We start from the raw sequence: 12723 nt of genomic DNA, 5'->3' as shown, positions 1-12723 counted from the left end.
GGCTATCGACCTACAACTTTCTGCCCCGGTTTCAACCCTTTGAGGATCTCAATATTCGTCGAGGTTTGTTGGCCGACCTCTACGTCAACTTCGCGCTTAACTTCGCCTTCAATGACCTGCACGTACGTACGAGATCCAATAGAACGAAGCGTAGAAGGAGGAATAACAATAGCATTTTCAGTGCGCTTCGTAATGACTTTAATCGAAAGCGGCATACCGCGGTTCAAGTTTTTAGGCAAATCCTTAAGATCAACGATTAAGAAGTCTTCGGGTTTTTCTGGTTTCTCTACTCCAGAACCACCACCGCCGCCGCCGTTGTTCTGTTCCTCCGTTTTGTAAGGGAGCTGCTTGATCTTGCCTTTAAATTTACCAACGCTCGTAATATCAGCCGTTACTTCCATGCCAACGCCTAATTTTTCTAGCTCTGACTTAGAAATTTTGGCTGCAGCTGTAATCTTGCTCGTATCGGCTACAATTGCAATTGGAGCATAGGCTTTAATCAAATCGCCCTTCTGCACGTTAAGCGATACAATCGTTCCAGCAAATGGAGCTTTTAATGTCGCTTTCCCGATTTCCTCTTCCATATCGACTAGCTTCTGCTTCTGTTCTTCAAAAGCAATCAGCTTACCTTCGAATTCAATCGGATCCATTTCATCACGCTGGCGAAGCGTGTCTTTCATCTCATTTTCGATTTTCCTAAATGAAAGCCGCTCTTGCCGCAAGCTTTTGACCAGTACATCAACGTCCAGCTGACCAATCACTTGACCGGCTTTTACAGTTGTTCCTACTTTCACATTCAACTCCTTCAAATTCTTGCCGTCCAATGTGAAAAACATCGTCTCTTCTTCCAAAGAGATAAGCTTGCCGATCAGCGGTATCGACGTTTCTAATGTCGTCGTCGTTACCTCATACTCGGGTTTCTTGGATATTTGTGCAGGGGCAATCTCAGGTATAACCTCTTCTTCATCTTCTGCGGGAAGCAATGAGCACCCGCTTGAGAGCACCAATGAAGCACTTAATACAACAACCATTGAACGCTTAAATAAATTTTCCGTCCACCATTTCATAGACAATGTCAGCAACCTCCAAAATCGTAGGATCATGTGTAGTCATACAAATAGAAACTTGTTCAGTGCGAATAATATTTTGGAAAACCGCCATAATTTGAGCTGACATGCCAGTATCAAGCTCTGCCGTCGGTTCGTCAGCAAGCAGCAGCATTGGCTTATGGGCGATCGCCTTAGCAATTGCGACCCGCTGCTGCTCACCGCCGGAAAGCTCGAAGGGACGATGATTCATTCGGCGCTCCAAACCAACCAGTTCAAGACATTGCGTAACTCTATCCTTCCATTCCGCTCGTGGTACACCAGCCATCCGAAGAGACAGCTCCACATTCTCACGTGCGGACAATAGCGGCATAAGTGCGAAGGCTTGAAATATAAAGCCCATGTGCTTTCGCCTAACTAAAGTGCGTTGGTCATCGCTCATGCTGTGAAACTTCAAGCCGTTAAACAAAATCTCTCCTTTGCTCGGCGTATCAAGCCCGCCCAAGCAATTCAGCAGCGTCGTCTTGCCAGAGCCTGATCTGCCTCTGAGCATAACTAATTGACGCTCCTTAAGCTCCATATTGATGCCTTTCAGTACAGGCAGCGGAGTTCCTCCAACTTGGAACGTTCGCTCTACATCAATAACTTTAAGCAGATCGCGTCTTTCCTCAGTCGTTTCTAACTGCTCTTCTACCTTCTGTTCTTCTTCCTGCGGAATGGCCATTAGCGCTTCCGATCCCTCCTCAACCAACTTTCATAATTCTCATCTTACATGATAGACGTAGGACATGCTCAAAAAGTTACGTCAAATTTAAACAACTTTTTAAAACCTTTTTCGAACAAAAAAAGCTGCTTTTAGCGAAGGCTTAAACTCCGCATAAAAAACAGCTTTTACATTATCTTACTTCATCTTGAAATGAGAAATAGCAAGGTCCAAATCGCGTACAATTTCCTCTAAATGAACAGCTGCTGAAGAAATGTTATCCATCAAAGCAAGCTGCTCTTCCGTTGCGGCAGCAACATTTTCTGTCTTCTCCAGATTAACGGCAGCTGTAGCAGCCGTTTGCTGCATTGAGGCGCTTACTTGCTCCGAGCTGGCTGACATTTGCTGAGTAATTGCAGAATTTTCATGAATCTGCTCACTCATCTGTGTAATAGAAGCAACAATGACATCCAAGTTCTGACGAACCTCGCCTACCCGCGCGCTGCCTCGCTCCATTTCCAGAACCGTTTGCGACATATATGCCGAAGCTCCTGCAATTTCACTTCGGGTAATATCCACGAGTTGATGTATCCCGTCAGCAGATGCAAGGGATCCCGCTGCCAGCTTCCGAATCTCTCCTGCAACGACCGCAAAACCTCTGCCGTGTTCGCCTGCACGAGCTGCTTCTATTGATGCGTTCAGCGACAAAATATTCGTTTGGTTTGAAAAACTTGTTATATTCTCGGCAATTGCACCTATCTCCTTGGAACGATGCTCAAGCGTTTCAATTGTATTCGATAGTTTGCCAGTTACTGAGGTTACCTCGCTCATTTGATCAATTAACCGGAGCAGCGCTTCATGACCAAGTTCAGCCTGCTTAGAGGTTGAAGATGATTTATCGGCAATTGAGGCTGTGTTTTCTGCGATTCGTTGAATGCCTATCGTCATCTCTTCGATCGCTCTAGATGTTTCCTCCGCACCTCTAGCTTGTACTTCTGAGCCACTCGCTACTTCCTGAATATTTTGAGCGACATGCTCTGCTGCGTCTGCAGATTCCTTAGATGCAGTCGTTAACTGATCAGTTGAATTGGTCACTTCAGCTGCGTTGCTAGCAATACCGCTAATCAGCTGCTTTGTAGCTTCAATCATATGATCCACCGATTGCGAAATACGGCCAAGCTCATCCTTGCTGTATTTCTGATCCGGAAGAACCGTTAAATCCCCTTCTGCTACTCGCTGTGTCTTAAATACAACACTCCTGATTGTCTTCATTATATGACGCACTGTAAAGTACATAGCAATTAATATAACTAATGTAACTGCAATGATGCAGATTAAGAGAGTAAGCTGCGTTTTTCTAAGCTCATTTGTAATATCAGTAATCGTGGTTTGTGCATAAATTTTAATATTTTGACCGATTTCATCAATCCCTGTACGGCTTGTTAAGAAGCTATTATCGATCTGTTTATTTTGAAAATTGTTCTTTCCATCCGCTGCTGCTTTTACCGCTGCAACTGACCAGAAATTAAAATTAGCCTTAAACTCAATTAAAATTTGGTTTATGCTGCGCTCAGTTTCCCCTTCTGCTAAGTTCTGAAGTCCTTTCTCATATAAAATGGCTTGCGCTTCTCCTACCCTGTCTTCAACTTGTTTTATATTTTCGGCTAACTCCGCTCGAGCAGCGTCTGCATTTACTTGATCCAAAGTACCGGATTCCACTCTCAAGTAAGCTTGATAGGCCTGATACATATCCCTATCCGCGTTTAATACTAATGTGTCTACTTGATTAGAAGTTTCATAAATACGATCTGTCATGTCATTCAACACACGCCATTGCTCATTGAGCAAATAAAGCCCAGTAAATGCATAAAACATAAGTGGAACCAAAGACAACAAGACTAGCCTAACACGTAAAGACAATTTCATTAAAACCCCGCCCCTCAATTCATGACTATACTCTATAATTATTTATCGGAGACAAATAGCTATTAAGAAGAGTCCCTTTCAAAAAAAATTAAATTTTAGTGTCGAATTATGAACAATTTTGTCACAAAAAAAGCGAGCTCTCATGGAAAGAGCACGCTTTTTTTAATTTAAGCAATTATTTTCCAAACGATTGAGGATCTTGTCTCCAAGCTTGCAAAGCAGCTACATCTTCAGGAGCAACTTTTCCAAGCTCTACAGCTGTTTGAATAAGTGCGCTATAGCTAGACAATGTAACAAGAGGCATTTGCTCTGATGCAAAGGCTTGAATCGCTGAATCAAATTCGTAAGTGAATATAGCAAGCACCGCCAACACTTCTGCGCCTGCTTCTCTGACTGCAAGACCAGCTTTAAGCGAGCTGCCGCCAGTCGAGATCAAATCCTCGATCACAACGACCTTTTGTCCAGGTAGAACACGGCCCTCGATTTGATTCTGCTTGCCATGACCTTTCGCTTTATCGCGAATATAAGCCATCGGTAGATTAAGCTTCTGTGCTACCCAAGCTGCATGTGGAATACCGGCAGTTGAAGTGCCCGCAATAACCTCAGCATCAGGATAACGCTCACGAATGATCGTTGCGAAACCTTCTGCAACAAGATCGCGAATCGCTGGGTATGTCATCGTAAGGCGGTTATCACAATAGATTGGTGATTTAATGCCTGATGTCCATGTGAATGGCTCATTAGGGCGAAGTGCCACGGCTTCGATTTCTAGCAGGCTTTTAGCAATTTGATTTGGCAATTCAGATAAAGTAATTTTACTCATAGGAAATCAGCTCCTCAATAATAGATTCTAATGCTGCACGCGGATTTGGTGCCGCTGTAATCGGGCGACCGATAACCATATAATCAGTTCCTTTGCGCAGCGCCTCACTTGGCGTCATGATGCGTGATTGATCATTAACATCCGCTCCAATGGGACGAATGCCTGGCGTTACGGTTTTGAAAGAGCTGCCGCATAGCGACTTAATAGCCTCAACCTCGGAAGGTGATGCGACAACACCGTCCAAACCCGCTTTTTTGGTAAGCTCTGCATAACGAAGCACTGCCGCTTCTACGGTTCCGCTAATACCAATCTGCTCATTGAGCATCGACTGACTCGTACTTGTCAAATGAGTTACCGCGATTACCGTTGGCTTACGAAGGCTGCTGCCTGTTAATGCAATATCTACGCCCTCAAGCGCAGCCTCCATCATATCACTGCCCCCTGCTGCATGGACGTTAAACATGTCAACTCCCAATTTCGTTACGCTATTAGAGCCGCCTTTGACAGTGTTCGGAATATCATGCATTTTCACATCAAGAAATACGTAGTAACCACGCTCTTTCAAGCTTTGCACGAAGGAAGGACCGGCAGCATAAAACAACTGCATGCCCACCTTCATAAAACAGGGAATGCCTTGCAGTTCGGCAATTAAACGTTCAGCCGCTGCTGCATCTGGATAATCAAGGGCTACCATAATCCGTCCTGCTGCTTGCTCTTTAGTCAATTTCATCCGAAATCGCTCCATTTCTCTGTTCATTTGCAAAATAAACGGCCATACGTTTGCTTCAAGCTATCCACCTTAAGACTAACTTCTTAAGGTAGATAACGAAGCAATAAACGCTGGCCGTACTTTTAAGCTCATTGAGCTTATTTGTTTTGTAGCGCTACTGGCATTGAACGGGAGGAGAAGTTCAACGTTTCGAGCATAACAAGCAATGCACGAACTGTATCAAGCGATGTCATACAAACGACGCCATTCTCAACCGCTTCACGACGAATTCTGAATCCATCACGTTCAGGAGCTTTGCCTTTAGTCAACGTATTGACTACAAATTGCGCTTGCCCTTCACGTACTAGATCAAGAATATTCGGTGAGCCTTCGCTAAGCTTATTAACAGTCGTAACGATAAGGCCGGCTTCTTCGAGTGCTTTCGCCGTTCCGCCTGTAGCAATAATTTTGTAGCCTAGGTTAAAGAATCCGCGAAGCAACTCTGTTGCTTCCTCTTTATCTTTATCCGCAACTGTAGCAATGATAGCGCCTGATGTTGGAATTTTCATGCCTGCGCCAATGAGACCTTTATAAAGAGCTTTCGCATATTGAACGTCGCGGCCCATTACTTCACCTGTTGATTTCATTTCCGGCGTTAGCGTTGGGTCAACCCGGCGCAGCTTCGCGAAGGAGAAGACAGGAACTTTAACCGAAACATATTCATCCTCAGGCCACAAGCCTTCAACATAACCAAGATCAGCAAGCTTCGTACCGAGAATTGCTTTAGTAGCTAAGTTTGCCATCGGAATATTCGTAACTTTGCTTAGGAAAGGTACGGTACGCGATGAACGCGGATTAACTTCAATCACGTATACTTTTTCTTGGTGAATGACGAACTGGATGTTAACAAGTCCAATTACGTTAAGAGCTTTAGTAATGCTAATCGTGATGTCAACGATTTGCTGTTTAATTTCTTCCGAAAGTGATTGTGGTGGATATACCGCAATGGAATCGCCTGAGTGAACGCCTGCGCGCTCAACATGCTCCATAATCCCTGGAATAACAACAGTATCGCCATCACAAATTGCGTCTACTTCAGCTTCTTTACCTAGCATATAACGGTCGATTAGAACCGGGTGCTCAGGGTTAATTTTCACTGCAACTTCCATATAGTTAAGCAGTTCTTCGTCTGAGTACACAATTTCCATTGCGCGTCCGCCAAGTACATAGGAAGGGCGAACAAGTACCGGATAACCAAGACCTTGTGCCGTAACTACCGCTTCATCAACAGAGATAACCGTTTTTCCGTCTGGCTGTGCGATGTTCAGGCTGCGAAGCAATGCTTCGAATTTCTTGCGATCCTCTGCTGCATCGATGCTCTCAAGGCTGGATCCTAGAATGCGTACGCCAGCTTTGGAAAGCGGAGCTGCAAGGTTGATTGCCGTTTGACCGCCGAATTGTACGATTACGCCAATCGGATTTTCTTGCTCAATAACATTCATTACATCTTCAAAGAACAATGGCTCAAAGTAGAGTCTGTCCGATGTGCTGAAGTCTGTTGAAACCGTCTCTGGGTTATTATTGATAATAACCGCTTCATAACCTGCATTTTGAATTGCCCATACCGCATGAACCGTCGAGTAATCGAACTCGATGCCTTGACCGATACGAATTGGTCCAGAGCCAAGGACTAGAACCTTCTGTTTGTCTGTTACAGTTACTTCATTTTCTACTTCATAAGTGGAGTAGTAATATGGTGTCGAAGCTTCGAATTCAGCTGCGCATGTATCAACCATTTTGTATACCGGCTTTAAGTTAAGCTGTTCGCGAAGTGCACGCACGTCAGCTTCCGTTGTGTGACTGCCATTCGGGAAACCTTCTTGACGAATTTCAGCAATAGAACGATCTGAGAAACCTTTGCGTTTAGCTTCATACAACGTTTGTTGATTCAACGTTGATTCGCTGCGCATACGATCCTCGAATGCTACGATAGACTGAATTTTATCAAGGAACCACCAGTCGATGTTTGTAATGTCTTGGATTTCTTGAAGCTGATAGCCCCGGCGGAACGCTTCTGCTACGAGGAACATACGCTCATCATCCGGCTTCTCTAGACGTGCGCGAAGCACTGCATCTTCTAAAGATGAAGCTTCTTTCAAGTGAATGCGGTGAGCGCCAATTTCCAATGAACGAACCGCTTTATGAATGGATTCCTCAAACGTACGGCCGATAGCCATAACTTCGCCAGTTGCTTTCATTTGCGTACCAAGTTTACGGTTCGCGTTAACGAATTTATCAAACGGCCAGCGTGGAATTTTCGATACGATATAATCAAGTGTTGGCTCGAAGCAAGCATACGTTTGTCCTGTAACAGGGTTTACAAGCTCATCGAGTGTGTAGCCGACAGCGATTTTTGCTGCCATTTTGGCAATTGGGTATCCTGTTGCTTTCGACGCTAGTGCCGATGAACGGCTTACGCGCGGATTTACTTCAATGACATAATATTGATAGCTTTGTGGATCAAGTGCGAACTGTACGTTACAGCCGCCCTCGATGTTCAGCGCACGAATGATTTTTAGGGAAGCTGAACGAAGCATTTGATACTCGCGATCAGACAAGGTTTGGCTTGGCGCTACGACGATGCTATCGCCTGTATGTACGCCAACCGGGTCAAAGTTTTCCATGTTGCAGACAACGATACAGTTATCGTTCGCATCACGCATAACTTCATATTCGACTTCCTTCATGCCTGCGATCGATTTCTCGATCAAGCACTGGCTAATCGGGCTATAACGGATTCCAGAAGCAACCGTTTCGCGCAGTTCTTCTTCATTCGCACAAATACCGCCACCTGTTCCGCCCAATGTATAAGCAGGACGAACGATGATTGGGTAACCAATTGTGTTAGCGAAGTTAACTGCATCTTCTACTGTAGTTACGATGTCGCTGTCTGGTACTGGCTGTTCCAGCTCACGCATAAGGTCACGGAACAAGTCGCGATCCTCTGCTTTCTCAATAGCTGTCAGCTGTGTTCCAAGCAATTTTACATTCTCGCGTTCAAGAACGCCTGCGCGTGCAAGCTCAACCGCCATATTAAGGCCTGTCTGGCCGCCAAGCGTCGGAAGAAGTCCATCTGGACGTTCTTGACGAATGATTTGTGATACAAAATCTAAAGTAATTGGCTCGATGTATACTTTGTCAGCCATGTTCGTGTCTGTCATGATTGTTGCTGGGTTACTGTTTATAAGAACAACCTCATAGCCCTCTTCTTTGAGCGCTTGGCAGGCTTGAGTACCGGCATAGTCGAATTCCGCCGCTTGTCCGATGACAATTGGACCGGAACCGATCACGAGAATTTTTTTGAGTTCATTATTTTTGGGCATACTGAAGCTCTCCTTTCAACGTCTCCGACAACACAGCTTGACGAGGTTTTTGTGGGTTATTTTTCTTGTGCGTACGGATCATTTCTAGGAACTCATCAAACAAATAGCTGGAATCATACGGTCCAGGCGCAGCTTCTGGGTGATATTGAACCGAGAAAGCTGGGAATGTATTGTGTTTAAGTCCTTCGATCGTGCGGTCATTGTTATTGATATGTGTTACTACAAGCGGCGTGTTAGCTACTGATTCTTCAAGCACCGTATAACCATGGTTTTGTGAAGTAATGTAGCAACGGTTAGTTGCCAATTCTTTAACCGGGTGGTTTCCGCCGCGATGTCCGAATTTAAGCTTCGTTGTTTCTGCTCCGCAAGCTAATGCGAACAGCTGGTGGCCTAAGCAAATTCCGAAGATCGGGTATTCGCCGAGCAGTTCAGAAATCATTTTTACAGCATAAGGTGCATCTTGCGGGTCCCCAGGGCCATTGGACAATTGAATGCCGTCTGGAGCTAGGCGACGAATTTGGTCTGCTGTTGTATCGTGAGGAACAACGACTACATCGCAGCCGCGCTTAGTAAGCTCGCGCAAAATACCGCTTTTTGCACCGAAGTCAACAAGTACGATACGCTCGCCTTGACCCGGGCTTGAGAATACATGAGATGTAGAAGTGCGTGCAACTTGATCCGTCATTAGCTTCGAGATGTTAAGACGTTCAGCAAGTTCTTCTACACGCTCGTTGCCTGTTGTAATTAGGCCTTTCATTGTACCGTAGTTACGAAGCTTGCGAGTAAGCATACGTGTATCGATATCGCTGATGCCCGGGATGCCGTATTCTTTAAGAAGTTGTCCTAGTGAATATTGAGCGCGCCAGTTGCTTGGCACTTCTTCATGACGACGAACGACAAAGCCATGAATAAATGGACGCATCGACTCAAAATCATCACGTGTAATGCCGTAGTTGCCGATTAGCGGATAGGTCATCGTTACGATTTGTCCGCAGTAGGACGGATCGGATAAAACTTCTTGATAACCAGTAATTCCAGTATTAAATACAACCTCGCCCATCATTTGTGCTTCTGCACCGAACGAAAGTCCTGTGAACAATGTACCGTCTTCCAATAATAATCTTGCTTGCATCCGTATCACTCCTCAGGTGTTGATTGTCCCCATATATTGGCTTTAGTTAGTAAAAGTTATTTATTCTGACCAAACAACTGCGCCGTCAACGATCGTTGTCACAGGCCAGCCGCTAAGCTTCCAGCCGCCGAATGGCGTGTTGTTGCTTTTGGATGCGAATGTGCTCGGATCAACCGAACGCTCGTTATCCAAATCAACGATTGTAATATCAGCAGGAGCGCCTTGCTCTAAACGCCCCGTTGGAAGCCGGAAAACACGTGCCGGATCCGCAGTCATGCGCTGAAGTAGGAAGCCAAGCGTCCACTTGCCGGTTTGAACAAATTTTGTGTACAAGAGCGGGAAAGCTGTCTCGAAGCCAACGATGCCAAAAGGTGCAAGTTGAACGCCGCGCGCTTTCTCTTCCGCGCTATGCGGTGCATGATCCGTAACGACCATATCGATCGTTCCGTCTTCAATCGCTTCGATAACCGCTTGAACGTCACGCGGCGTACGAAGCGGAGGATTCATTTTCCAATTCGCATCATCAAGGCCCGGAATATCCTCATCAGACAGCAGCAAGTGATGCGGGCAAACCTCAGCAGTAACGCGAACTCCGATTTGCTTAGCTAGGCGAATTAACCGTACCGATTGTTCAGTACTAACGTGGCATACATGATAATGAACGCCCGTCGCTTCCGCCAATAGTACGTCTCTGCCTACATGAATCGCTTCGGATTCATTTGGGATAGCTTTCAAGCCGTGCTTGCGGGAAAACTCGCCTTCCGATGCCCAAGCGCCTTCAACCAATGAATCATCTTCGCAGTGAGCGATGATCGGCATATCCATGGAATGAGCAAGCGCCATCGCGTTTTTCATCATTTGCGCGTTCTGGACACCTACACCATCATCCGTAAAGCCAATTGCACCCGCTTCTTTTAATGAAGCAAAGTCCGTCAACTCACGGCCAAGCTCGTTTTTAGTGATGGATGCGTATGGCAATACTTTGACAACGCCGACTTGAGCCGCCTTGTTCGCAATGTAGCGTACCGTTTCAGCAGTATCCGTTACAGGGCGAGTGTTGGGCATACATGCAATCGTTGTGAATCCGCCTTTTGCAGCAGAGCGTGTGCCTGTTGCGATATCTTCTTTATATTCAAAGCCCGGATCGCGCAAATGAACGTGCATATCGATAAAGCCTGGCGATACCAGCTTGCCCTTTGCATCAACGACTTCTGCGCTTCCTGTATCTACTGATTCGGAACCGTCTATAATAGCTTCGATCTTGTTATTTTCAATCCGAATATGCTTACTTTCTAAGCTGCCCGAAGTTTCATTCCATACGTTACCGTTTATAATCCATAATGACATTGTCGTTTCACCCTCCGGATTTAGATCTATGTTGCTAAAATTAGCTGAGCGCACGCTCTACTACCGCCATGCGGATAGGAACCCCGTTTTCCATTTGCGGGAAAATACGAGATTGTGGATGCTCAACCAGTTCATCGTCTATTTCTACGTTGCGGTTGATTGGAGCAGGATGCATAATGATCGCGTGATTAGCCAGCTTGCTGGCTCTCTCTACCGTCAAGCCGTAATGCTCGCGGTAACTTTCAGCAGAGTTCAGCATTCCGCTTTCATGGCGTTCCAGCTGGACGCGCAGCATCATGACAACATCTGATTTTAATGCTTCATCTATTGAGACATAAGAGACGTCAAGTTCAGAGGCTTGCATATTTGGCGGTGAGCAAAAGTTCACATTAACTCCGAATTTTTGCAAAGCCCATAGATTCGATCTTGCAACGCGGCTATGCAGCACATCTCCAACGATCGAGACCGTCAAGCCTTTGAGTTGTCCAAAATGCTTGCGCATCGTGTACATATCCAGCAGCGCTTGTGTCGGGTGCTCGTTATTGCCATCACCGGCATTGATAAGCGGCACCTTGATCTTCGTTGCTAGTTCTGCAAGAACGCCGATTGGCTTTAAGCGAATGATGCCAACGTCAATTCCCATTGATTCAAGTGTGCGTACAGTATCGTAGATTGACTCGCCCTTTTGTACACTTGAAACCGCAGCGGAGAAATTCAGCACTTCTGTACCTAGTCGTTTCTCTGCTACTTCGAATGAAAAGCGAGTACGCGTGCTGTTCTCGAAAAACATATTGGCTGCAAATCTGCCTTGCATCGTCGTGTGCACTTTGTTTGAATGATTCTCCCAATAAGCAGCACGATCTAGTATCGATTCAATCTCTTCTTGGCTTAAATCTTTTAATCCGAGCAAACTCCGTTGTTTAAGCTGTGTGATGGTCATCCGGCTTGCCCCCTCTGATTAATAATGGTCACTTGGTCGATTTGATCGATTTCGGTAAGAGCCACATCGATTTGCTCTTGCTTAGAGCTTGGGACGTTCTTGCCTACAAAATCTGGTCGAATCGGCAGTTCGCGATGTCCTCTGTCTACAAGGACGGCGAGCTGAATGCTTTGCGGCCTTCCGCAATCCATAAGCGCGTCCATTGCAGCGCGAATCGTGCGGCCCGTGTACAATACGTCATCGAACAAAATAATGCGTTTGTCTTGAACCGTAAAGGGTATGCCGTCGGTATCGCCAATTGCTGCTGCTATTTCCATGTCTGCAGATATGATTGCTTTTCGATCATCACGGTATTGAGTAATATCAAGCTCGCTCACAGGAACAGGCTTTCCTTCAATTTCACCGATGCGCTCTGCAATTCGCCGAGCAAGGTAGATCCCTCTTGTGCGAATGCCTACAATCACACAGTTATCGATTCCCTTGTTCTTCTCCACAATTTCATGAGCAATTCGCGTTAATGCGCGGCGAATCGCCGTTTCATCCATGATGACTAAATGCTCTTCTTCCGTCATTTCCGCTGACTCCTTCCATAACCGTCCAAAACTGCCAGGTTGCGACAAAAAGCTCCTTGCGAATTTCGCAAGGAGCTTGTGATAAGGCTTAAAGAGATAGGTGCAAGCAAGCAGAGCTCTCGTCACAGAAAGCAGTGCATAA

At 45.7% G+C, this 12723-nt stretch carries 10 protein-coding genes; all 10 read right to left on the bottom strand.

All coding sequences use genetic code 11. The annotated features are described in order from the left end of the window. Positions 1-2: 2 nt before the first annotated feature. Positions 3-1067, bottom strand: a complete 1065-nt coding sequence (locus AC1DOV_RS19600) for an efflux RND transporter periplasmic adaptor subunit (RefSeq protein WP_339209586.1) — start codon at positions 1065-1067, stop codon at positions 3-5. Next, on the bottom strand, positions 1039-1770 hold the full coding sequence (locus AC1DOV_RS19595) for an ABC transporter ATP-binding protein (protein ID WP_441883032.1): 732 nt from the start codon (positions 1768-1770) through the stop codon (positions 1039-1041). The genes AC1DOV_RS19600 and AC1DOV_RS19595 overlap by 29 nt, the downstream gene beginning before the upstream one ends. A 177-nt stretch (positions 1771-1947) precedes the next feature. After that, positions 1948-3675 (bottom strand): methyl-accepting chemotaxis protein, encoded by a 1728-nt coding sequence (locus AC1DOV_RS19590; protein WP_441883030.1) that lies wholly within the window; start codon positions 3673-3675, stop codon positions 1948-1950. Between the two features lie 175 nt (positions 3676-3850). Next, the gene (gene pyrE, locus AC1DOV_RS19585; RefSeq protein ID WP_076268188.1) at positions 3851-4498 is read right to left on the bottom strand and encodes an orotate phosphoribosyltransferase; all 648 of its coding nucleotides are present in this window, start codon (positions 4496-4498) and stop codon (positions 3851-3853) included. Further along, positions 4491-5228 (bottom strand): orotidine-5'-phosphate decarboxylase, encoded by a 738-nt coding sequence (gene pyrF, locus AC1DOV_RS19580; RefSeq protein ID WP_441883028.1) that lies wholly within the window; start codon positions 5226-5228, stop codon positions 4491-4493. Before pyrF ends, pyrE begins: the two co-directional genes overlap by 8 nt. Positions 5229-5365: 137 nt before the next feature. Further along, on the bottom strand, positions 5366-8590 hold the full coding sequence (carB, locus tag AC1DOV_RS19575) for a carbamoyl-phosphate synthase large subunit (protein ID WP_441883026.1): 3225 nt from the start codon (positions 8588-8590) through the stop codon (positions 5366-5368). Next, positions 8577-9722, bottom strand: a complete 1146-nt coding sequence (gene carA, locus AC1DOV_RS19570; RefSeq protein WP_339208742.1) for a glutamine-hydrolyzing carbamoyl-phosphate synthase small subunit — start codon at positions 9720-9722, stop codon at positions 8577-8579. Before carA ends, carB begins: the two co-directional genes overlap by 14 nt. Positions 9723-9782: 60 nt before the next feature. Then, positions 9783-11069, bottom strand: coding sequence for a dihydroorotase (locus tag AC1DOV_RS19565; RefSeq protein ID WP_477550804.1), 1287 nt, complete (start codon positions 11067-11069; stop codon positions 9783-9785). Positions 11070-11109: 40 nt separating this feature from the next. Then, entirely contained in the window at positions 11110-12009 is a 900-nt protein-coding gene (locus AC1DOV_RS19560; RefSeq protein ID WP_076268183.1) for an aspartate carbamoyltransferase catalytic subunit, read from the bottom strand. Next, positions 12006-12581: a bifunctional pyr operon transcriptional regulator/uracil phosphoribosyltransferase PyrR gene (gene pyrR / locus AC1DOV_RS19555; RefSeq protein ID WP_441909650.1), complete on the bottom strand. Its 576-nt coding sequence runs from the start codon at positions 12579-12581 to the stop codon at positions 12006-12008. The genes AC1DOV_RS19560 and pyrR overlap by 4 nt, the downstream gene beginning before the upstream one ends. Between the last annotated feature and the right edge of the window lie 142 nt (positions 12582-12723).

It is taken from the genome of Paenibacillus sp. 01T47 (genome assembly GCF_056398245.1).
Note: the sequence above shows the minus strand (reverse complement) of the source record. Positions and strands in the feature narration are given on the sequence as shown.

Coding starts and splice junctions, on each gene's coding strand:
- AC1DOV_RS19600 (WP_339209586.1), bottom strand. CDS start 1,067: ATGAAATGGTGGACGGAAAATTTATTTAAGCGTTCAATGGTTGTTGTA.
- AC1DOV_RS19595 (WP_441883032.1), bottom strand. CDS start 1,770: ATGGCCATTCCGCAGGAAGAAGAACAGAAGGTAGAAGAGCAGTTAGAA.
- carA (WP_339208742.1), bottom strand. CDS start 9,722: ATGCAAGCAAGATTATTATTGGAAGACGGTACATTGTTCACAGGACTT.
- pyrR (WP_441909650.1), bottom strand. CDS start 12,581: ATGACGGAAGAAGAGCATTTAGTCATCATGGATGAAACGGCGATTCGC.
- AC1DOV_RS19590 (WP_441883030.1), bottom strand. CDS start 3,675: ATGAAATTGTCTTTACGTGTTAGGCTAGTCTTGTTGTCTTTGGTTCCA.
- carB (WP_441883026.1), bottom strand. CDS start 8,590: ATGCCCAAAAATAATGAACTCAAAAAAATTCTCGTGATCGGTTCCGGT.
- AC1DOV_RS19560 (WP_076268183.1), bottom strand. CDS start 12,009: ATGACCATCACACAGCTTAAACAACGGAGTTTGCTCGGATTAAAAGAT.
- pyrE (WP_076268188.1), bottom strand. CDS start 4,498: ATGAGTAAAATTACTTTATCTGAATTGCCAAATCAAATTGCTAAAAGC.
- pyrF (WP_441883028.1), bottom strand. CDS start 5,228: ATGAAATTGACTAAAGAGCAAGCAGCAGGACGGATTATGGTAGCCCTT.
- AC1DOV_RS19565 (WP_477550804.1), bottom strand. CDS start 11,069: ATGTCATTATGGATTATAAACGGTAACGTATGGAATGAAACTTCGGGC.